Below are 23,056 nucleotides of genomic sequence, written 5' to 3'. Positions count from 1 at the left end.
ATCATTCTATGGAGAAAGGCTTTCATTATCTGCTTGCCCGAATACGCGAATAATTGAAGATTCGTAACTATTTGTGCAATGCGCTTGAAAACGAAAAATTTTGCGTTTCAGATGGTATGATGCAGCGATACTGGTGAGAGGCCTGAAACATTGGCTTTCGGAAACATATGATGCGCGGTAGATTTGACTGCAAAAGATAATAAAATTATATAAAGTGCGATTAACTTCTATTAAATTGTCGGGATTTAAATCCTTTGTAGATCCCACCCATTTTCAGGTTCCTGGCCAGCTGGTTGGTGTTGTCGGCCCTAATGGTTGCGGCAAATCCAATATTATTGATGCTGTCCGTTGGGTTTTGGGTGAATCCAAAGCATCTGAACTGCGCGGTGAATCCATGCAGGACGTCATTTTCAATGGTTCTACCCACCGCAAACCCGCAGGGCGCTCATCGGTGGAACTGGTATTTGATAACAGCATGGGCAAGGCCGCAGGTCAATGGAGTCAATATGGCGAGATCGCTGTAAAACGCACCTTGACCAGGGATGGTACATCCACTTATTACATCAATGGTCAACCAGTACGCCGTCGCGATATCCAGGATATTTTCCTGGGCACAGGCCTGGGTCCGCGTGCTTACGCGATTATCGGCCAGGGCATGATTTCGCGCATTATTGAGGCACGTCCGGAAGAGCTCAGGATTTTTCTTGAAGAAGCTGCGGGTGTATCACGCTATAAAGAGCGACGCCGTGAGACGGAGAACCGCATCCATGACACCCATGAAAATTTGGTGCGCGTTGAAGATATCCTGCGTGAACTGAATAACAACCTCGAAAGATTGGGTGCGCAAGCTGTTGTCGCAAACAAATTTAAGGAATTGCAGACCGACCAGGAAGAAAAACAGAAATTGCTGTGGTTGCTGCGCAAAAAAGAAGCTGAAAACGAGCAAAAGAAGCATTTTGCCGACATAGAAAAAACCACGCTGGACCTTGAAGAGCAAACCGCCAAACTTCGGCATGTAGAACTGGAACTTGACCAGATGCGGCAGGCTCACTATGCCGTGGGCGATCGCATGCATCAGGCGCAAGGTCATTTGTACCAGACCAATGCCGAGATCGGCAGCCTTGAGGCGCAAATCAAGTTTGTGATTGAGTCGCGCAGTCGTTTGCAATCGCAATTGCATTCCCTGACTGCCCAGCGTGATCAATGGCAAAATCAAAGCAGGCAGCTTCAGGACGATTTGTCTGATGCCGAAATCCATGTTGAAGAACTGGCCATGCGTGCCGAGCAGGCTCTGGAAGTCAGCCAGCAGCAGCAGGATAAATTGCCTGCCATGGAGCAGGTCTGGCGCGAATCGCAGTTAAAAACTACGGAATCACGCGCAAAAATCATGCAGATGCAGCAGCAGATCGAGCTTGAATCTGCCCATCAGCGCAATGCATCGAATATCCTGAACACTCTGGCCAGCAGGCGTGAACGCCTGATGCAGGAAAAACAAGGTCTGGTGTTGCCTGATACGACGCACATAGACAATCTCTCCATGCAACTGGAAGAGAAAAAACAGGTGCTCGAAGAACTGAGCATGCAACTGGAAGAGGCGCAAGAACGTCTGCCAGCGCTGGAGGATGAACGTAAACAAGCGCAACAGCAGGTCAATCAGGATGCTGCTGAATATGCACAGCTGGAAGCACGTTTACTGGCGCTGAAGCAATTGCAGGAGAAAGTACAAAGTCAGGGCAAGGTACAACCCTGGCTGGAAAAGCATGAATTGAGCAGCCTGCCAAAGATCTGGCAAAAGCTGCACATAGAAGCTGGCTGGGAAACGGCGCTGGAATCAATACTGCGTGAACGTACTGCAGCATTGGAAATGTCCAACCTTGATTGGGCCAAGGCTTTCTTTAGCGATGCACCACCGGCCAAACTGGCTGTTTGCGCTCCGAGTGTATCTGGCGATGCAGCAACGCCTTTGGCCGGATTCAAACCCTTTATCGATTTGTTGCAATTGAACGACGCCGCTGTGCGTGGTTTGATGCAGGATTGGTTGCATCAGGTCTATGTTGCCGACGATGTGACGTCAGCTTTCATGGACAGGGCAAAACTGCCGGCCGGTGCCTGCTTCATTACCAGGCAAGGGCATGTCATTGCCCGCTCCAGTGTGCGGTTTTACGCTTCCGACTCAGAGCAGGATGGTGTTCTGGCACGCCAGCAGGAAATCGAAAACATTACCAAGCAATGCCGTGCCAAGCATATGCTGGCTGATGAATCCAAGACCCGCGCCGTCCGAGCCGAGGCAGCTTATACCCAGGCTACTCAGCAATTGCAGGATTTGCGCCAGCGCGTCGCCAGTTTGACGCAGACCACCCATAGTCTGCAAATCGAATTCATGAAATTGTCTGAAGTGCAGGAGCGCTTTAACCAGCGTAGCACGCAGATAGGCAATGACCTGGCAGAGATTGCTGCGCAGGAGAGCGAGCAAACCCAGATTCGCGCCGAATCCGAACAAAAATTTGAGCAACTGGACATGGATCTCGCTGAATTGCAGGAGAGTCATGAAGAAGGGCAGACCGCTTACCTGGAAAAAGAACAGCAGTTAAATGACGCAAGGCAGCGTCTGCGTGACTTGGAACTGGCTGCCCAGGAAGCTGCTTTCGCAGAAAAATCCCATCGCAGCAAGATGGAAGAACTGCGCCGGAATATAGCGACAGCACTGGAGCAGGCAGCACAACTGTTCGCCAGCATGCAGCAAGGCCAGCTGGAACTGGAGTCCATGGATGACCAGACTGCCCAGGCTGGTCTGCAGGATTTGCTCGACAGACGTAGCGAGCAGGAGAGGGCGCTGGCTAATGCACGCCATGAACTTGACCAACTGACCCAGCAATTGCGTCAACATGAAGATTCCAAGATGCAGGTGGAGCGTAGTCTGCAGCCGCAACGTGACCGTATCGTCGAACTGCAATTGAAAGAACAAGCAGCAAGACTGAGTCAGGAACAATATGCCGAGCAGTTGCGCAATTTTGAAGTTGATGAAGAGGCTCTGTCACAAAAACTGCATGACGATCTCAAGCCATCTTATCTGCAAGGTGAGGTAACCCGTCTGACCAATGCGATTGCGGCCCTGGGGGCCGTCAATATGGCCGCACTGGATGAACTGGCACAGGCAACTGAGCGCAAAACCTTCCTGGATGCACAACATGCCGACCTGACGGAGGCAATTACGACTCTGCAGGACGCAATCCAGAAAATCGACATGGAAACCAGGGACTTGCTGCAAGACACTTTTGATAAGGTCAATCACCACTTTGCCGAGCTATTCCCGGTCTTGTTTGGTGGTGGTCAGGCCAAGCTGATCATGACGGGGGATGAAATCCTTGATTCTGGTGTGCAGGTCATGGCACAGCCGCCGGGCAAGAAAAATGCGACCATTCATTTGCTGTCCGGCGGTGAAAAAGCACTGACGGCAACGGCATTGGTATTCTCCATGTTCCAGTTGAATCCGGCGCCATTCTGCCTGCTTGATGAGGTGGATGCACCACTTGATGACTCCAATACCGAGCGCTTCTGCAATATGGTCAAGCGCATGTCATCAAATACACAATTTTTATTTATCTCCCACAACAAGATTGCAATGGAAATGGCCCAGCAACTGATTGGTGTCACCATGCAAGAACAGGGGGTTTCTCGAATCGTGGCGGTAGATATGGAATCTGCCGTCAATTTTGCTACTGAGGTTCAAGCAGCATGACAGATCTACAAATCAGTTTATTGGCAATAGGTGGAACGCTGGTAGCCGGTGTCCTCATTTTTAATAAATGGCAGGAATACAAAGCAAAGAAAACAGTTGAAAATGCTTTTGGCGAAGGACATGACGATGTGCTCATGAATCCGGATGCACCAGTCAATACCATTGCACGTCATGAACCCAGCCTTGATGGCGAAGTCAAACAGGATGCTCAACCTGTATCGCACCAGGAGCCGGTACACGGCGAGGATGTGACAGATGCCCAGGCGCCTGTGCAAGAAAAGGAATTACCTGTCGACGAACTGATCGATTGCATCATTCCCCTGGAGTTTGAAACGCCGGTACGTGGTGAAAAAATTCTGGCTGAAATCGCCGATCTTAAATATGTGGGCAAGAAACCGGTTCATTTTATCGGTCAAAGCCACAGCGGTGATAGGGACGTGATTGCGGTTGGCGGCGCTTATACCTGCCTGTTTGCCGGTGTGCAAATGGTCAGTCGTAACGGCCCCCTGAATGAACTGGAATATTCCGAATTCATCATGAAATTGCGCGCCATCGCCGACAACTTGAGCGCCCACCCGGACATTCCTGACATGAACAAGGTCATGGTCAATGCCCGCGAATTGCACCAGTTTGTTGCCGAGCATGATGCTCAGTTGAGTGTTAACGTCGCAGCCAATGGCGCGCCCTGGGCGCTCAACACCTTGCTGGCAGCACTGGAGAAAATGGGATTCGATCAACGTCCTGATGGCCGGCTGATGATGCCAGACGGCGAAGGTGGCAGCTTGTTTACCCTGTCGACCAATGTCAGTGTCAGTGAAACCATGACATCCAGACTGACCTTGCTACTGGACGTGCCTTGCGTGGCGCCGTCACGCGATGCCTTTGGCGCTATGGCTGCCTGTGCACGCTCATTGGCCACCCGACTTGGCGGTACGGTTGTTGATGATGGCAATCAACCAATTTCCAAGCTTGCCCTTGATGAAATATCCGGCCAGGTCAATGAGTTTTATGCTGCGATGGCCGAGGCGCAGATACCGGCTGGCTCCATGCGTGCACAAAGACTGTTTAGCTGAATAAAATAATTTCCAAACATGCAGAATGATTTTTTGAGCGGCATAGCACCAGCAGGTGTCAATGCCGTGGACTCCGTTAAGCGCGCAGAAGCACTGCGCGCAGAGCTAAACAGGCATGCGCATGCCTATTATGTGCTTGATACGCCCACCATACCTGATGCTGAATATGACAGATTGTTTTCTGAATTGCAGCAGCTGGAAGAAACACATCCAGAACTGAAAACGCCAGATTCACCGACCAATCGTGTTGGTGGTGAGCCATTGCCAGAATTTGGCCAGGTTCAGCACGCTGTTCCCATGCTTTCTCTGAACAATGGTTTTGAAGATGAAGATATCATCAATTTTGACCGTCGTGCACGCGAAGGTCTTGATGCAAAAAATGAGATTGAATATGCAATAGACCTGAAATTTGATGGACTGGCAATCAATCTGCGCTATGTCGACGGCCTGTTCACACAGGCTGCGACACGTGGCGACGGTTTTACCGGGGAAGACGTGACGGAAAATATTCGTACCATACGCAGCATACCGCTGCGTTTGCGCGTAGATAATCCCCCCAAAGTGCTGGATGTACGCGGCGAAGTGTTGATGTTCAAACGTGATTTTGAAAAACTCAACCAGCGTCAGCGCGATGCCGGCGGCAAAGAGTTTGCCAATCCACGCAATGCAGCAGCAGGCAGCTTGCGGCAACTCGATTCGAAAATAACTGCCCAGCGCAGCCTGCGCTTTTTTGCCTATGGCATAGGCCTGGTTGAAGGGATGGAAATACCAGGATCGCATCGCGCCTTGCTCGACTGGTACCGGCAGGCGGGCATCCCTGTCTGCGAAGAGAATGCTGTTGTGCTTGGCGCAGCAGGCCTGCTGGAATTTTACCAGGCCATCCAGAAAAAGCGCGAAGCACTGGACTATGAAATAGATGGTGTGGTCTACAAAGTCAATGATTTTGCCGCTCAGCAGTCATTGGGTTTTGTGTCACGTGCACCGCGCTTTGCCATTGCACATAAATTCCCGGCGCAAGAAGCATTAACAACCGTGCTTGATATTGAAGTACAGGTTGGTCGGACTGGTGCGATAACCCCGGTCGCCAGGTTGGCCCCGGTGTTTGTTGGTGGCGTCACGGTAACCAATGCCACCTTGCACAATGAAGAAGAAATTCAACGCAAGGATATACGCATAGGCGATACAGTTTCTGTACGTCGCGCCGGTGACGTGATACCCGAAGTAGTCGCCAGCATCCTGGAAAAACGACCTGCAGAAACGCAGCAATTCATCATGCCGACGGTATGCCCGATTTGTGGTTCTGCCATACAAAAACCGGAAGACGAAGCAATTGCGCGCTGCTCCGGTGGCGCCATCAAATGCTCGGCACAGCGCAAAGGTGCACTGTCCCACTTTGCTTCACGCAAGGCGATGAATATTGATGGCGTAGGTGAGCAACTGATAGATCAATTGGTGGACAAGAATGTCGTCACTACGGCAGCCGACCTGTACAAACTGGGCTTGCGTGCCCTGGTTGAGCTTGATCGCATGGCAGAGAAGTCGGCACAAAATGTCCTGAATGCACTGGAAATGTCGAAACTGACCAGCCTGCCCAGATTCATTTATGCGCTGGGTATTCGACATGTCGGCGAGTCAACTGCAAAAGACCTGGCCACACATTTTGGCGATATGACGGCCTTGCTGTCGGCAACGGAAGAGCAATTACTGACGGTTCCGGATGTGGGCCCGGTTGTTGCCAAATCTGTGCTTGCTTACTTTTCCGACCCGTTGAATGTGGAACTGGTGGAGCAATTGCTGGCATCCGGGATACACTGGCCGGTGATCGAGGTCAAAGAAAAGGGCGAACAGGTATTGGCCGGCAAGACACTGGTGTTGACGGGCACTTTGCCTACCATGAGTCGGGATCAGGCCACAGCGTTGATAGAGGCGGCTGGCGGCAAAGTGTCTGGCTCGGTATCGAAGAAAACCAGCCATGTAGTGGCCGGTGATGATGCGGGCAGTAAGCTGGTGAAAGCGCAAGAATTGGGTATTAGTATTTTGACCGAAGCAGAATTGCTTCAACTTTGTTCCAGGAGCTGATATGAGAAAAATTAGAAAAGCCGTATTCCCTGTGGCTGGTTTGGGTAGCCGTTTCTTGCCCGCCACCAAGGCCCAACCCAAAGAGATGCTCCCTATCGTTGATAAACCGCTCATACAATATGCCGTTGAGGAGGCGGTAGAGGCAGGTATTACCGAGATGGTGTTTATCACTGGCAGAAATAAAAGAGCGATTGAAGATCACTTTGATAAGGCCTATGAGCTGGAAAGCGAGCTTGAAGCAGCCGGCAAAGAAGCCCTGTTGGACCTGGTGCGCAATGTCATCCCAAAAAACATCAATTGCATCTACATTCGCCAGACAGCAGCTTTGGGCCTGGGGCATGCAGTCTTGTGCGCCCGACCAGTGATTGGCGATGATCCTTTTGCCGTATTGCTGGCGGATGACCTGATGGATGCCGATGTGGGGCAGCCATCAGTCATGGCGCAAATGGCGCGTCAATACGAAGCAGAGGGTGGCAGCGTGATTGCAGTACAAAACGTGCCACGTGAATTTACCCGTCAATACGGTATTGTCAGTGGTACGCCTTACACCGAGCATCTGGAAAGGGTGCAAGGCATCGTCGAGAAGCCCATGCCTGATGTAGCTCCATCGACGCTGGCTGTTGTCGGCCGTTACATTTTGTCTGGACGCATTTTCTCTTATCTGGAAACCCTGGGCAAAGGTTCTGGTGGCGAAATCCAGTTGACTGACGGTATTGCTGCCATGCTCAAGGATTTTCCCGTCTATGCTTTCCGTCCACAAGCTACCCGTTATGATTGCGGATCCAAGCTCGGTTATCTGAAAGCCAGCGTTGCCCTGGGTTTGAAGCATAAAGAGACCAGTGCAGAATTCAGTGAATTTTTGCAATCACTGAAGTAATATCCCCTCATGGCAGCCAGACCTGTGCTGGTGTGGCTGCCAGATTTTCATTTGCTCACTTCACTGGCCGGCCTGCTTGTCTGTCAGTAAATTGATCAACGGCTTACATAAGAGACTGGCGCATCATGATTTTTCCTATCCTGAAAATGGGCGATGCCCGCCTGCTGAGAGTTGCGGAGCAGGTCACTGCGTTTGGTACGCCAGAACTGCACGAACTCATCAAGGATATGTTTGCAACCATGGTTGCTGCCAATGGCGCAGGCCTCGCAGCACCGCAGATAGGGGTGAACTTGCAATTGGTGATTTTTGGTTTCAAGAGCAATCCTCGTTACCCCGATGCACCGGTTGTCCCAGAGACTGTGTTGATCAACCCGGTGTTGACCCCGCTAACAGAGCAAACTGACGATGCCTGGGAAGGCTGTCTGTCAGTGCCGGGGATGCGCGGCCTGGTGCCCCGCTGGAGCGCCTTGCGCTATGAAGGTTTCGACCAGTTCGGCAAGCGCATTTCCAGGGATGTTAATGGTTTTCATGCGCGTGTTGTACAGCATGAATGTGACCACCTCAATGGCATTCTGTACCCCATGCGCATACGCGATCTGACGCAGTTCGGTTTTACTGAAGTCCTGTTCCCTGAGATGGACCCAAATCAGGATGATTGACTACAACCACCCCTGCCTGACTCAGAATTGCTCATCTTCGCGCAAATAGCGCCATTGACCTTCCGGTAATTTACCAAGCTTGACCTTGCCTATGCGGACGCGTTTCAGGCCTATCACTTTCAAGCCCACCATGTCGCACATGCGGCGAATCTGGCGTTTCTTGCCTTCACGCAAGATAAAGTTCAATTGATCTTCATTTTGCCAGGTAACCTTGGCAGGCAATAATTTCTTTCCATCCAGCGACAACCCATGATTCAGGCGACGCAGGTCGGCATCGGGCAGCCTGCCAGGCTTGCTGTATTGCACGCGTACCAGGTATTCTTTTTCGACTACCGTGTTTTCGCCGATCAAATGCTTGGCGATACGACCATCCTGAGTCAGGACCAGCAAGCCGACAGAATCAATATCAAGACGGCCGGCAGGCACCAGGCTGCGTGACTGGGTGGGGTGGAATTGGGTGTCAACCGTGTCCTCCGCCCAGCGGTTTTCCGGTTTGAACAGGGCAATCGCAGGCGTATAGCCGTCTTCCGCCTGGCCACTGACATAACCAACTGGTTTGTTGATCAGTACGGTAACGCGTTTGGATTGCTCGGCGGCGGCCTGCCTTTCCACAGTTACTTTTTGATGTGGCAGCACTTTGCTGCCAAGCTCGGAAACCACTTTGCCGTCGACTCTAACCCAGCCACGAGCTATCCATTCATCGGCTTCGCGTCTGGAGCACAGGCCAAGTTCGGACATGCGTTTGGAGAGTCTTACAAGTTCAGTCATGATGCTATAGAGGTAATTGCCTTGCCTGGATTGGTCTGAAAGTCAGGCAAGCATGGTGGATTATTCGGATCAGCTTGTCAGCCAGTTGGTGTTAAATTCTTAGTGCGTCCAGCAAATCTGTTTCAAACTGTATCTGGCTACGTGCACCTTGCAGGGCCTGTCCATCAACAATAAAAACGTCTTCAACCCGTTCACCCAGAGTCATGATCTTGGCTGTGTGCAGATTGATTTTATACTTTGTCAGTATGTTTGCCACTGCGTACAGTAAACCGTTCCTGTCATTCGCTGAAATGGACAACAGGTAATACTGTCCACGGTCATCAGGGCGCAAATCCACCGTAGGGACGATGGGGAAGGTGCGTGACAGGCGCGACAGCCGTCCACGGTTTGGCGGCGACAAGGGAGTCTGGCGCGTCAGTATCTCGCAGAGTTCATGTTCGATCAGATTGATGATGTCGCGGTAATTATTGGCAAATGCCGGTTCAATAACCAGGAAGGTGTCGAGTGCGTAGCCTTTTTTGCTTGTGTGGATTTTGGCGTCGAGAATGCCAAAATTCTTGCCGTCAAAATAGTTGCAGATGCGAGCAAACAAATCAGGCTGGTCTTTAACATAAACGGTGACCTGCAAGCCTTCACCGATGGGCGAGAGGCGACATTTGACCACCGGTACCTGACTGTCTATGCGATCATGCAGGGCCCTGGTCTGCCAGGCAATATCGGAAGCGTCATGACGTAAAAAATAGGCAACGTCGAGTTGCTGCCATAATTTTTCATGCGCATCGGGTGCCAGGCCGTACAGGCGCAGGGCTTTCAACGCATCTTCCTGGCGATTTTTTAATTCCCGGTCTTTGCTAGGAGTTTCGCCACCCAGTACACGCAAAGCCATGCGGTACAAGTCTTCCAGCAACTTGCCTTTCCAGGCATTCCATACCTTGGGGCTGGTTCCGCGTATATCAGAGACTGTCAGCAAGTACAGCGCAGTCAGGTGGCGTTCATCCTTGACCAGGTTGGCGAAATTCTGCACCACATCCGGGTCGGACAAATCCTGCTTTTGCGCTACATGCGACATGGTCAGATGATTTTGCACCAGGAAAATGATCAATTCTGTGTTTGCGCGGCTCAAGCCGTGGTCATAACAGAATTTTTTTGCATCTGCCATGCCCAACAGGGAGTGGTCACCGCCACGTCCTTTGGCAATGTCATGGAACAGGGCAGCGATATACAAAACCCAGGGCTCATTGAAATTGGCCATCAGCTGGCTGCAGAATGGGTATTCGTGTGCATGTTCGGGCATGGTGAAGCGGCGCAAATTGCGCACTACCATGAGAATATGCTGATCGACGGTATAGGCATGAAACAAATCATGCTGCATTTGTCCGACAATGCGACGAAAATTCGGAAGATAACGCCCCAGTATGCTCATCTGGTTCATCCGGCGTAGCGCATGGGTGATTCCCTGCGGTGACTGCAAAATCTGCAAAAACAGGGCGCGATTGAAGATGTTGTGACGAAATTCCGCATCAATCAACAGGCGAGCATGCCAGAGTGCCCGCAAAGTTCGTGCTGTCATGCCCTTCAGCTCGGCATGTTTGGCCAGAGCCAGGAACACTTCAAGTATGGTTGACGGCGTTGCCTCAAAAGTATCATCGCGAGCAATATCAATAAAGCCATTCACCTCATTGAAATGTTCGTTGATAGGGCGCGGTACCGAAGGTTGCGGGAATAGCACAGCCTCGATATTTTGCAGCAAGACTATATTGAGCTGGGTAACTGCTTTGGCCGCCCAGTAATAACGTTGCATCAGGTATTCGCTGGCACGTCTGGATTCTGTGGTCTTGAAGCCAAAGGTTTCAGCGATAGGTGTCTGCACATCAAAGATCAGGCGATCTTCGCGACGGCCGGAATAAATGTGCAGGCGTATGCGTATATCCTTGAAGGCCCGCTCATTGCGCTTCAGTTGACGCGCTTCAACATCGGTGATCAGGCCGCGTTCCGCCAGCTCGCGCCAGGAGTCGCCCAGATTGGCAGCTTTGGCAACCCACAGAATGACTTGCAAGTCACGCAAACCTCCCGGACTTTCCTTGCAGTTTGGTTCCAGGCTGTAGGGTGTGTCTTCGTATTTGACGTGACGCTGCTGTAATTCCAGCAGTTTTTCCTGGAAGAATTTCTGCGGGTTCATTGCTTCCGCATATTTTTCCTGCATCTCGCGGAAAAGTTTACGGCTGCCTGTGACCAGGCGAGCCTCCAGCAGGCTGGTTTGTACAGTGATATCTGCAGCGGATTCTTGCAGGCATTCGTCAACGGTACGTATGCTGTGGCCGATGTCCAGACCGATGTCCCAGAACAGCTGCACCAGTTTTTCCAGCTTGTCACGCAAGGCGACATCGGGTCGTTGCTGCAAAAGTATCAGGACATCAACGTCAGAATAGGGGAATAGCTCACCACGACCATAGCCCCCTACAGCTACCAGCGCCGCCTCTTTGGGGAATTCAAAATGGCGCCAGATTTTACTTAACAGCTGATCGACATTCCGGCACAAATCATGAAGCAACTGTTCCGCCTTGTGATTTTCCTTGAATGAATTAATGACAATCAGCTGTGCTGATTTTAATTCTTCCTTGAAAGAGAGCGCCGGTATCTGCATCTGCCACTACCTTATGCTGCTTTGGTGATGAAATCGGGGATGGGCGGATAACCATCGGACAAGGTCAGCACTTCGTAGCCGGTTTCGGTTACCAGGACAGTATGTTCCCATTGGGCAGACAGGCTGCGGTCCTTGGTCTTGATGGTCCAGCCATCGGGCATCTCCTTGATTTCACGACGGCCGGCGTTGATCATCGGCTCTATTGTGAAAATCATGCCGGCAGCAAGTTTTTCCATGGTTCCTGGTTTGCCATAGTGCATGACTTGCGGCGCCTCATGGAAAATCTTGCCTATGCCATGACCGCAGAACTCGCGGACTACGCTGTAGCCGGCTTTTTCTGCATGTTGCTGTATCACATGACCGATATCACCCAGGTAGGCACCCGGCCTGACCTTGGCTATACCCAGCCACATGCATTCATAGGTAATAGCGTTGAGGCGCTTGGACAGGATGGAGGGCTCACCAAGAAGGAACATACGACTGGTATCACCGTGATAGCCATTCTTGATCACGGTGATATCCAGGTTGACAGAATCACCGTCTTTCAAGACCTTGTCGCCCGGTATGCCATGGCAGATCACGTCATTGACAGAGGTGCATATTGCCTTGGGATAAGGTGTGTAACCAGGCGGACAATAGTTCAATGGCGCCGGTATGGTGCCTTGCACATTGACCATGTATTCATGACAGAGGCGGTCCAGCTCACCAGTCGTGACGCCTATCTTGACGAAAGGTGTGATGTAGTCAAGCACTTCGGACGCCAGTTTGCCGGCGATGCGCATGCCGGCGATATCTTCCGGCGTTTTGATAGAGATGGCTTCCATATTTTTTCTTGTCATTTGCCCCGGCGACCGACCGACATTCATATTGCCCGGCTACGTCCCAAGAGCATTCCTGCTAACTTGGACGGGCGTTGTAATGCCGGATAAGCGTGGGGCGGAGTAAAATTGCGAAAGTGTTGCAGAACCGGAATTATAGTCTATCGGAAGCAGGGGTGCATTCCACAATATCAAGCGGGGCTTGAGGAGAAAGCGGTTTTCATAGTAGAATAGATGGTTAGCTTGTAGATGTGTGGAAATGCAGTACCTGCTAATTAATTTTTTATTAATCGAATCCGGTCGAAAAGGGTGTCTTGCAGTGGGCTTAATTTGCTGGTAGTTGCGTGGCTTTTAAGTTTGCTCAGATCACTGGCTGGATTCAAGACCTAACCCTGGAGTTATTATGTCTGTAACAATGCGTGAAATGCTGGAAGCTGGTGTGCACTTTGGTCACCAAACCCGTTTTTGGAATCCAAAAATGGCACCGTACATCTTCGGCCATCGCAACAAAATTCATATCGTCAACCTGGAAAAAACCCTGGCCATGTACCAGGAGGCAATGAAGTACATTCGTCAATTGTCCTCCAATCGCGGCACAGTGTTGATGGTTGGTACCAAGCGTCAATCCCGTGACATCATCGCAGCAGAAGCACAACGTGCCGGTATGCCTTTCGTTGATCAACGCTGGTTGGGTGGTATGTTGACTAACTTCAAAACAGTCAAGACATCGATCAAACGCCTGAAAGACATGGAAGCTGCTATCGAAGACGGTTCCGTTGAAAAACTGTCCAAAAAAGAAGCGCTGATGTTCCAACGCGAAATGATCAAGCTGCAAAAATCCATCGGCGGTATCAAGGATATGGGCGGTGTTCCTGATGCAATTTTCGTGGTTGACGTTGGTTACCACAAAGGCGCGATCACTGAAGCTGCCAAGCTGGGCATCCCGGTTATCGGCGTTGTCGATACCAACCACTCCCCTGAAGGTGTTGCCTACATCATTCCAGGCAATGATGACTCTTCGAAAGCGATTGCTTTGTATGCTCGTGGTGTTGCTGACTCCATCCTGGAAGGCCGTGCCAATGCAGTAAACGAAGTTCTGGAAGCTGTTAAGCCAGGCTCTGATGAGTTCGTAGAAGTAGAACAAGCTTAATTGCCTGTTCTGGCACATGGTTTCAAACTGCCTCTGGCAGTTTGAAACAAAAAATGGGGCAACAGAGGTTCGCCCTTTTTTTTAAACAAAATTTGATGATCAGTGCTTTCTTGAGCACTATTGAACTAGGAGAATGACATGGCGGCGATTACAGCAGCTTTGGTAGGTGCACTGCGCGCAAAGACAGATGCGCCAATGATGGAATGTAAAAAAGCCCTGACAGAAGCAGAAGGCGATATGGACCGTGCGGAAGAGATTCTGCGCGTAAAACTGGGTAGCAAAGCCTCCAAGGCATCTTCCCGCATTACCGCAGAAGGCGTTGTTGCTTCCTATATCTCCGGCAATATTGGCGCCCTGATTGAAGTTAACTGCGAAACAGACTTCGTGACCAAGAACGACGACTTCCTGGCAATGGCAAATGCCTGTGCAAAGCTGATCGCCGAACACAATCCAGCAGACATCGCTGCTTTGGGCGCTTTGCCCATGGATGGCAAGACAGTCGAAGAAGTGCGCGCAGCATTGGTTGGCAAAATTGGTGAAAACATGTCTTTCCGTCGCTTCGTCCGCTTCGACACGACTGCCAAGCTGGTTTCTTACCTGCATGGCACACGTATCGGTGTGGTTGTTGAGTTCGACGGTGCAGACGAGCAGGTTGGTAAAGACGTAGCGATGCACATTGCTGCGATGAAGCCAGTATCCCTGTCCTCTGATCAGGTTCCTGCTGATCTGATCGAAAAAGAGCGTTCTGTTGCAGCACAAAAGGCAGCGGAATCCGGCAAGCCAGCAGACATCGTTGCAAAAATGGTTGAAGGTTCCGTACAGAAATTCCTGAAGGAAGTTTCCTTGCTGGATCAGGCATTTGTCAAGAATGACAAGCAAACCGTTGAGCAAATGTTGAAATCTGTTAATACAACAGTAAAAGCATTCACCATGTTTGTTGTTGGTGAAGGTATAGAGAAGAAGCAGGACGACTTTGCCGCTGAGGTGGCTGCGCAAGTGGCTGCAGCAAAACAAGCGTAATTGGCGAAATAAAAAAACGGGCCGAAAGGCCCGTTTTTTTAAACCTTGCGATTGTAAGTATTTGTGTCTGCGTATTTAATTTGTGTGTTCAAGTGTGAATATTAGGGTTCAGCGCTCTATTTGCTTTGTGAATTGTCTGAGCGACTTAGTTTGCAAATCAAATGGAAATTGGCCAGCCTCATCCGGACGGCCTCATCCAGCATGCATTTCTTATAGACTATTTAACTTACCAGAAGGAGTCCTATCATGACAAAACCTGCTTACAAGCGCGTGCTCTTGAAGCTCTCTGGCGAAGCCCTGATGGGCGATGATCCGTTTGGCATTAACCGTGCGACCATAGAACGCATGGTCGCCGATGTGGCAGAAGTATCGAGAATGGGTGTCGAGCTGGCCATCGTGATTGGCGGCGGCAATATTTTCCGTGGCGTGGCACCCGGTGCGCAAGGCATGGACCGTGCGACCGCTGACTACATGGGTATGTTGGCGACAGTCATGAATGCATTGGCATTATCAGACGCCATGCGTCAGGTTGGCCTGACGTCACGCGTTATGTCAGCCATTGCCATTGACCAGGTGGTTGAGCCCTATGTGCGCCCCAAGGCTCTCCAGTATCTGGAAGAGGGCAAGGTTATTGTGTTTGCCGCAGGTACTGGCAACCCTTTCTTTACAACTGACACCGCAGCCGCCTTGCGCGGTTCTGAAATTGGTGCGGAGATCGTCCTGAAAGCGACCAAAGTTGACGGTGTATATACAGCTGATCCTAAAAAGGACGCCAGTGCTACCCGTTACACCACCATTTCTTTTGATGAGGCAATTGCCCGTCACTTGCAAGTCATGGATGCGACCGCATTTGCCTTGTGCCGCGACCAGAAGTTGCCGATCAAGGTATTTTCCATTATCAAGCCTGGGGCGTTGAAGAATGTCATTTTAGGGGCAGACGAAGGCACATTAGTGCACGTATAATCCTGCACTTTGGTTTGTTTTATATTAATTCGGCGAGCAGCACGGCATGTGGTCTGCTGAACTTGCCAAGATGTACAGGAGAGCGCCATGAGCGTAGCAGATATTAAAAAGAGTTCTGACCAGCGTATGCAAAAGTCGATCGAGACTTTGAAGTCAGATTTGTCCAAGGTGCGTACAGGTCGTGCCCATACTGGCATTCTTGACCACGTGCAGGTTGACTATTACGGCACACCTACACATATCACCCAGGTAGCCAATGTAACACTGATTGATGCGCGCACGATCGGTGTTCAGCCTTGGGAAAAGAAAATGCTGAACGCGATTGAAAAGGCCATCCGTGATGCAGACCTGGGCCTGAATCCGTCTTCCCAGGGCGAAATGATCCGCGTACCAACCCCACCGTTGACAGAAGAACGTCGCAAAGAAATGGTAAAGCTGGTGAAAACCGAAGGCGAGAGCGCTAAAATCGCTATCCGCAATATTCGTCGTGACTCCAATGAGTCACTGAAGAAGATGCTCAAGGAAAAAGAATGCTCTGAAGATGAAGAGCGTCGCGCACAGGACGACATCCAGAAATTGACTGACAAATTTGTTGCTGAAGTGGACAAATTGCTGGCTGAGAAAGAAAAAGAAGTGTTGACAGTTTAAGTTGCCTCTCGCGTATCAACACATTCTGGATTTACATGACTCATACCAGTTCTACCAAGGAAATTCCGGCAGTTGGCGCGATTCCTAAACATATTGCAATCATCATGGATGGCAACGGACGCTGGGCGACCAAGCGTTTTTTGCCACGTGTGGCCGGACATGTGAAAGGTGTCGAAGCGGTTCGTGGCATCGTTGAAGCATGTGCCAGGCGCGGAGTTTCTTATCTGACTCTATTTGCGTTCAGTTCAGAGAACTGGCGCCGGCCAGCTGACGAAGTGTCTTTGCTGATGCGCCTGTTTGTCACTGCCCTTGAGAAGGAAGTGGCAAAAATGCATGCCAATGACATCCGGCTCAAGGTCGTTGGCGATTTGACGCGTTTTGATGCGCAGTTGCAAAAAATGATAGCAGCTGCCGAAGAGAAGACCGCGGCCAATAAGGGGCTTACTGTTACTGTGTGTGCCAATTATGGTGGCCGCTGGGACATCGTCCAGGCCATGAATAAGCTGCTAAAGGACCGTGAAGCTAGTCCGGTCAGCACGCCCCAGGTGACAGAAGATGAACTGGGCACCTACCTGTCCATGGCCTATGCACCTGAACCTGATCTGTTCATACGGACAGGAGGGGAAACCCGTATCTCCAATTTTTTGCTCTGGCAACTGGCGTACAGTGAATTCTATTTCACGGATACCTTCTGGCCGGATTTTGATGCTGCTGCCCTGGACTTGTCGATACAATCCTACCAGAATCGTGAGCGTCGCTTTGGCCGTACCAGTGCCCAGGTCACTGAACAATCATCCCCCAAAGAAAGCAATTAATGCTGAAAACCCGTGTCATCACTGCTCTGGTTCTATTGGCCATCCTGTTGCCGGTTTTTTATTCGGCTTCATTTATTGCTTTTGCAGTATTGTCGCTAGCCTTTTTTGCGGCGGCAATGTGGGAGTGTCAACGCTTGTTCAAAAAGCCTGGTCCTATCGTGATGGCCGCTTTGTGGACAGGTGTGCTTGCCTATTGTTATTACAATCTTGATGGCTTTTCGCAAGTTCTGTTATTTGCCTTGAGTACGGCATTTTGGGCGCTCAGACTGGTGCCAACTCTGGCCAAAGGTTTGCCAGCGGCGCATAATTTTTCCAGCGGCCTGCTTAGCACATTATATGGCATCAGCATTTTTGCCTGCTTTGTGGCGCTTGCGGTGTTTTTTCGCGGATCCCCACAGTATTTGTTTTCCATTATGGCGATTGTCTGGATTGCCGATATTGCGGCCTATTTTTCCGGAAAGGCTTTTGGAAAACACAAACTTGCGCCAACTATTTCCCCCGGCAAATCCTGGGAAGGGGCAATCGGTGGCTGGATTTGTGTGCTAATACTTGCTACTGCCACCAATTATATTCCGGCCTTGCAGGGAACCTTCACGGCACAATTGCTGGCAAGAAAAGGCTGGTTGATTTTTATTGCAGCCATGACTTTGCTGACTGCCGCCAGTGTCGTTGGCGATTTGTTTGAATCATCACTAAAAAGACGTGTGGGTATGAAAGACAGCAGTTCATTACTGCCTGGTCATGGCGGTGTTCTTGATCGTATTGATGCTTTGATTCCAGTACTTCCTCTGGCGGCATTGCTGGACTTGTGGCGATAAATTACATGCAAAAAAAACAGCAACTTTGCATACTTGGTGCAACTGGTTCTATTGGCGTTTCCACCCTGGATGTTGTTGCCCGACACCCCGATCGATACGGCGTTTTTGCGCTGACTGCGCATAGTCAGGTCAAAAAACTTGCCGAGCAATGCGCGCTATTCTTGCCCAAGGTGGCTGTGGTAGGTACTGCAAAAGCAGCGAATGAATTAGCCGCTTTACTCAAAGAAATGCAGTTGTCTCACATTGACATTTTGTTCGGACCAGAAGCCTTGTGCCAAGTAGCCAGTGCAAACGAATGCGATAGCGTGATGGCAGCTATTGTTGGAGCGGCAGGTCTGCCGGCATCGCTGGCGGCAGCCAGGGCAGGCAAGAAGGTCTTACTTGCCAATAAAGAAGCCTTGGTCATGTCCGGTCAAATATTCATCGATACAATCAGGGAAAGTGGTGCCGCCATATTACCCATAGACAGCGAGCACAATGCCATCTTCCAGTGCCTGCCAGATCACTATAATCGTGTGCCTGGCCAACATGGTATTCATAAAATACTGTTGACGGCTTCAGGTGGGCCTTTTTTGCACAGGGATGTGGCAACGCTTGATGACGTGACGCCTGAACAGGCAATAGCACATCCTAACTGGGTGATGGGTAGAAAAATTTCTGTTGACTCAGCAACAATGATGAACAAGGGTCTGGAAGTCATTGAAGCGCACTGGCTCTTCGCCGCACCTGCTGATCAGATTGAAGTTCTTATTCATCCTCAGAGCGTTGTTCACTCCATGGTCTCCTATGTGGATGGTTCGGTAATGGCGCAAATGGGGAATCCCGACATGCGTACGCCCATCGCCTATGGTCTGGCTTATCCTGAGCGTATGGACTCAGGTGTTGCTCCATTGGATTTTTTGAAATTGAAAGGTTTGCATTTTGAAGCTCCCGATTTTCAGCGCTTCCCCTGCCTGAAACTGGCCTATGATGCATTACGTGCAGGCAAATCCGCTGCAACCATATTGAACGCAAGTAATGAAGTTGCTGTCCAAGCATTTTTGGATAAAAGAATTGGCTTTCGCATGATCAACCAGATCATACAACGCACTTTGGAGAAAATGCCTGCCGTGCACACCCTGGACCTGGAAACCATACTGGCCTGTGATGTTGAAGCGCGCTCTATTGCTGAGGCTATGATCTCATCATGATCTGGCTACAAAATGCCCTGGCTTTCCTGGTGACACTGGGCATACTGGTCACCATCCATGAGTACGGTCACTACATTGTCGCCCGCTGGTGTGGTGTCAAGGTGTTGCGTTTTTCATTGGGTATGGGCAAGGTTATTTACTCAAAGCGCCTGGGCAAGGATCAGACTGAATGGGCGATCTCCCTGTTGCCATTGGGCGGTTACGTCAAAATGCTGGATGCTCGCGAGCAAGGGGCCGATAGCATCAAACCAGAAGAACTTCCACGTGAATTTGGCCAACAGTCCGTGTGGAAGCGTATCGCCATTGTGGCTGCCGGACCTGTAGCCAATTTTTTGCTGGCCATCTTTTTATATACAGTCCTTTTTGTACATGGCGTTCCCGAGCCGATGGCAAAAATACGGGTTGCCTCAGACACGACAGTCGCTTACCAGGCTGGCTTGCGTTACGGTGATGAAATCACGAGTGTCAACGACACCCTTGTCCAGTCCTGGTCTGAATTCCGCTGGAAAATGATGCAGGCAAGCATGGCTGGCAAAGATGCAGTGCTGACCGTGCAGCGTAAGATGCCTGGGCAGACTGCTGGTTTGAAACGGTTCACAGTAGTGCTGTCAACTGCACATTTGAATACCAAAGAACTGGAAGGCGACTTCCTGAATCAGCTTGGCCTGAACCTTGCCGGCAGCCCTGAAGTCGTACTGGAAGAATTTTTACCCGATAGCCCTGCATTGAAAGCCGGCTTGCAGGTTGGCGACCGTGTTCTGGAAGTCAACCAAAAACCCTTGCTAGATGTGATCGATTTCAGGCAGGCAGTCAACGCGAACGCAGATAAAGCGTTGAAACTGTTGGTTCAAAGGGGGCAAGAGAAACTTGAAGTACAAGTTATCCCTGTAAGTCAGGAAGTGAATGGCAAGACTCAAGGGATGTTGAAGGTAAAGCTGCGTCCCATGAGCCCAGAAATGACAGTCATTCAGGCTTCTGTTTTGCAGGCATTGTACAAATCGGTGGAGAAAACCTGGGATACCAGTATCTTCAGCCTGAAGATGATGGGCAAAATGTTGACCGGAAGTGTTTCCCTGAAGAACATAACTGGTCCCTTGACTATTGCTGATTATGCCGGCCAGACATCAAGAACCAGTGCAATAAGCTATCTTGCCTTCATCGCAGTAATCAGTATTAGCCTTGGGGTGATGAATTTGCTACCAATACCGGTTTTGGATGGGGGGCATTTGTTGTATTATTCGCTGGAAGTTTTGACAGGGAAACCTTTGCAAGACCGTTATGTCGAAATGGGACAACGTGCAGGAGTTTTTTTGCTATTGACCATGATGGCAATAGCTTTTTTTAATGATATCGCCCGTCTGGTGTCATAATAGTCGGCTTGATGCCAGAAACTCATTTCAGATAGCAATATTGAGAGTATTGAAAGAACTTTATACCCAATGAAATTACATATCGAGCAGTTCACTTTAGCCCATTTTCGTCGCCGTGCTTTATCCCTGGCAGCATTTGCTCTTTGCACCGGAAATGCACTTGCGATTGAACCCTTCACCGTCAAGGATATACGTGTAGAAGGATTGCAACGGACAGAGGCCGGTACTGTATTTAGCTATTTACCAGTAAAAGTGGGCGAACAGTTTGATGATGCAAAAAGTACCACAGCGATCAAATCCCTGTATGCGACGGGCTTCTTTAAAGATGTGCAGATAGAAGTACAAGACGGCGTGTTGATCGTCTTGCTCGAAGAACGCCCGACTATTGCCGGTGTTGAATTTACTGGCACCAAAGAATTTGAGAAAGATGCGCTGGTTAAAGCACTGAAAGACATAGGCGTAGGTGAATCACGCATTTTTGACAAGGCTACAGTCGACAGGGCAGAGCAGGAGTTGAAGCGTCAATACCTGTCCAAAGGTTTGTATGGCATGCAAATCACCACAACAATTACGCCTATAGAACGCAACCGTGTCAATGTGACTTTCGCAGTGGAAGAAGGCGATGTTGCCAAGATTGCACAAATCAATATCATCGGTAACAAAGCTTTTTCTGATGGCGAAATTCGTGAGTTGCTGACATTGACCACGCCAGGCTGGTTTACCTGGTACACCAAGGCAGATCAATATTCCAAACAAAAATTGTCTGGTGACATAGAAACCTTGCGTTCGTTCTATCAGAATCGTGGTTATCTGGAGATGCAGATCCTGTCCACCCAGATTTCCATTACTCCTGACAAAAAAGATATCTATATAACAATCAACCTTGACGAGGGTGATAAATATACTGTTTCTGATATCAAGCTCGAAGGTGATACCTTGGGCCGTGAAGAGGAGCTTGCGTCCCTGCTATTGCTCAGAAAAGGCAATATTTACAATGCGGCACGACTGACTGAAAGTACCAAGCGCATTTCTGAGCGCATGGGTAATTTTGGTTATGCGTTTGCCAATGTCAATGCCAATCCGGTTCTTGATAAAGAAAAGAAAGAAGTTGCTTTCACCATTTTTGTTGACCCGGGCAAGCGCGTGTATGTACGCCGCATCAACCTGGCTGGTAATACTCGTACCCGTGACGAAGTGATACGTCGTGAGTTCCGCCAGTTTGAAAGCTCATGGTATGACGGTGAAAAAATCAAAACGTCGCGTGACCGTGTTGAACGCCTCAGTTACTTTAAAGACGTCACAATAGAAACACCAGAGGTGCCGACCAGTGTTGATCAGGTTGATGTCAATCTGACCGTCACGGAAAAACCGACAGGCAACCTGCTGTTCGGCGCCGGTTACTCCAGTGCTGAAAAACTGACCTTGACCGGCTCCATCCAGCAGGCCAATGCATTCGGTAGTGGTGACACGATCGGCCTTGATATCAATACCAGCCGTCAAAACCGTACGATCGCCATCGCTCACACCGACCCGTACTTCACTGATGACGGCATCAGCCGCAACATAGAAATGTACTTGCGTACTACCCGGCCTATCATAGGCAGCGTAGGTGATTACAAGATTCAGACTACAGGCGGCGCCTTGCGCTTTGGTGTGCCATTCTCTGAAGTTGATACCGTATTCTTTGGCCTGGGTTTTGAACGCACCAGGGTTGAGACATATGCCTTCAGCCCGCCACGTTATCTGAAGTATGTTGCAGACTATGGCAATGGTGAAAAAGACATAACCAGTGCTCTCTATGGTATAGGTGAAGCGACCACCAATTCTTTCCCGCTGACCGCTGCATGGCAAAGGGATAGTCGTGATAGCGTCATGACGCCAACTATAGGTCGCTACCAGCGCGCCAACCTGGAGCTCGCCGCCGTTGGTAACTTCAAATATTATCGTGCGATCTATAATGCACAGTTGTTCCAGCCCATTTACCGTTCTGTTGTTCTGGCGCTCAATGGTGAATTTGACTATGGTCATGGCCTGGGCGGCAAACCTTATCCTTTGTTTAAGAACTTCTATGCAGGTGGTATTGGTTCGGTACGTGGCTATGAGCCGTCTTCTTTGGGCACCAGGGACCCGAATGGTGATGCATTGGGTGGTTCAACCAGGGTTCTGGGTAATGTAGAATTACAAATCCCATTCCCTGGAGCAGACAAGTCCTTGCGCTGGTTTACTTTCGTCGATGGCGGCAATGTATTTGATGAAGGGCAAAAAGTCAGATGGAAAGACTTACGCTTTTCTGCTGGTATAGGTATAAGCTGGATATCGCCGGTTGGCCCATTGAAATTGAGCTTCGGCAAGGCCTTGAATGCCAAGCCGGAAGATAAGAAACAAACCTTCCAGTTCCAGATGGGAACAGGCTTCTGATCGCTCA

General features: G+C 50.1%; 17 protein-coding genes. 14 read left to right on the top strand and 3 right to left on the bottom strand.

Features of this window, described 5'->3' with window-relative positions; all coding sequences use genetic code 11:
* Positions 1 to 214: 214 nt before the first annotated feature.
* From smc to def, 5 genes are all read left to right on the top strand, one after another.
* A complete protein-coding gene (gene smc / locus LZ463_RS05525) occupies positions 215 to 3,739 on the top strand; it encodes a chromosome segregation protein SMC (RefSeq protein WP_241454599.1) in 3,525 nt (1,174 codons plus the stop codon).
* Positions 3,736 to 4,812: a cell division protein ZipA C-terminal FtsZ-binding domain-containing protein gene (locus tag LZ463_RS05520; protein ID WP_241454598.1), complete on the top strand. Its 1,077-nt coding sequence runs from the start codon at positions 3,736 to 3,738 to the stop codon at positions 4,810 to 4,812. Before smc ends, LZ463_RS05520 begins: the two co-directional genes overlap by 4 nt.
* A gap of 18 nt (positions 4,813 to 4,830) precedes the next feature.
* On the top strand, positions 4,831 to 6,891 hold the full coding sequence (gene ligA, locus LZ463_RS05515) for an NAD-dependent DNA ligase LigA (RefSeq protein WP_241454597.1): 2,061 nt from the start codon (positions 4,831 to 4,833) through the stop codon (positions 6,889 to 6,891).
* A 1-nt stretch (position 6,892) separates the two neighbouring features.
* A complete protein-coding gene (gene galU / locus LZ463_RS05510) occupies positions 6,893 to 7,768 on the top strand; it encodes a UTP--glucose-1-phosphate uridylyltransferase GalU (protein WP_241454596.1) in 876 nt (291 codons plus the stop codon).
* A 125-nt stretch (positions 7,769 to 7,893) separates the two neighbouring features.
* A complete protein-coding gene (def, locus tag LZ463_RS05505) occupies positions 7,894 to 8,427 on the top strand; it encodes a peptide deformylase (RefSeq protein ID WP_277623947.1) in 534 nt (177 codons plus the stop codon).
* 21 nt (positions 8,428 to 8,448) lie between these two features.
* On the opposite strand, the gene LZ463_RS05500 is transcribed toward def, so the two are convergent.
* The 3 genes from LZ463_RS05500 to map all read right to left on the bottom strand — a co-directional run bounded on the left by LZ463_RS05500 (position 8,449) and on the right by map (position 12,663).
* Entirely contained in the window at positions 8,449 to 9,195 is a 747-nt protein-coding gene (locus LZ463_RS05500; RefSeq protein ID WP_241454595.1) for a pseudouridine synthase, read from the bottom strand.
* A 91-nt stretch (positions 9,196 to 9,286) separates the two neighbouring features.
* Positions 9,287 to 11,839 (bottom strand): [protein-PII] uridylyltransferase, encoded by a 2,553-nt coding sequence (locus tag LZ463_RS05495; RefSeq protein ID WP_241454593.1) that lies wholly within the window; start codon positions 11,837 to 11,839, stop codon positions 9,287 to 9,289.
* A gap of 11 nt (positions 11,840 to 11,850) precedes the next feature.
* Complete coding sequence (gene map / locus LZ463_RS05490) at positions 11,851 to 12,663, bottom strand: type I methionyl aminopeptidase (protein WP_241454591.1); 813 nt, start codon at positions 12,661 to 12,663, stop codon at positions 11,851 to 11,853.
* Between the two features lie 397 nt (positions 12,664 to 13,060).
* Here map and rpsB point away from each other — a divergent pair, with 397 nt between their 5' ends.
* The 9 genes from rpsB (at position 13,061) to bamA (ending at position 23,049) form a co-directional block, all read left to right on the top strand.
* Positions 13,061 to 13,807, top strand: a complete 747-nt coding sequence (rpsB, locus tag LZ463_RS05485; RefSeq protein WP_241454590.1) for a 30S ribosomal protein S2 — start codon at positions 13,061 to 13,063, stop codon at positions 13,805 to 13,807.
* A 138-nt stretch (positions 13,808 to 13,945) separates the two neighbouring features.
* On the top strand, positions 13,946 to 14,827 hold the full coding sequence (tsf, locus tag LZ463_RS05480; protein ID WP_241454589.1) for a translation elongation factor Ts: 882 nt from the start codon (positions 13,946 to 13,948) through the stop codon (positions 14,825 to 14,827).
* A 246-nt stretch (positions 14,828 to 15,073) separates the two neighbouring features.
* The gene (gene pyrH / locus LZ463_RS05475) at positions 15,074 to 15,790 is read left to right on the top strand and encodes a UMP kinase (RefSeq protein ID WP_241454588.1); all 717 of its coding nucleotides are present in this window, start codon (positions 15,074 to 15,076) and stop codon (positions 15,788 to 15,790) included.
* An 87-nt stretch (positions 15,791 to 15,877) separates the two neighbouring features.
* Complete coding sequence (gene frr / locus LZ463_RS05470) at positions 15,878 to 16,438, top strand: ribosome recycling factor (protein ID WP_241454587.1); 561 nt, start codon at positions 15,878 to 15,880, stop codon at positions 16,436 to 16,438.
* A gap of 35 nt (positions 16,439 to 16,473) precedes the next feature.
* Positions 16,474 to 17,253, top strand: coding sequence for an undecaprenyl pyrophosphate synthase (gene uppS / locus LZ463_RS05465; protein ID WP_241454586.1), 780 nt, complete (start codon positions 16,474 to 16,476; stop codon positions 17,251 to 17,253).
* Positions 17,253 to 18,071 carry a phosphatidate cytidylyltransferase gene (locus tag LZ463_RS05460; RefSeq protein ID WP_241454585.1) on the top strand — a complete coding sequence of 273 codons (819 nt, stop codon included), beginning with the start codon at positions 17,253 to 17,255 and terminating at the stop codon, positions 18,069 to 18,071. Before uppS ends, LZ463_RS05460 begins: the two co-directional genes overlap by 1 nt.
* 5 nt (positions 18,072 to 18,076) lie before the next feature.
* Positions 18,077 to 19,261 (top strand): 1-deoxy-D-xylulose-5-phosphate reductoisomerase, encoded by a 1,185-nt coding sequence (gene ispC, locus LZ463_RS05455; RefSeq protein ID WP_241454584.1) that lies wholly within the window; start codon positions 18,077 to 18,079, stop codon positions 19,259 to 19,261.
* A complete protein-coding gene (gene rseP / locus LZ463_RS05450) occupies positions 19,258 to 20,631 on the top strand; it encodes an RIP metalloprotease RseP (RefSeq protein WP_241454583.1) in 1,374 nt (457 codons plus the stop codon). The genes ispC and rseP overlap by 4 nt, the downstream gene beginning before the upstream one ends.
* A gap of 69 nt (positions 20,632 to 20,700) precedes the next feature.
* A complete protein-coding gene (bamA, locus tag LZ463_RS05445; RefSeq protein ID WP_241454582.1) occupies positions 20,701 to 23,049 on the top strand; it encodes an outer membrane protein assembly factor BamA in 2,349 nt (782 codons plus the stop codon).
* Positions 23,050 to 23,056 lie beyond the last annotated feature (7 nt).

It is taken from the genome of Undibacterium paludis (genome assembly GCF_022568815.1).
Taxonomy (GTDB): Bacteria; Pseudomonadota; Gammaproteobacteria; order Burkholderiales; family Burkholderiaceae_D; genus Undibacterium.
This window is presented reverse-complemented; position numbering and strand designations above follow the sequence as displayed.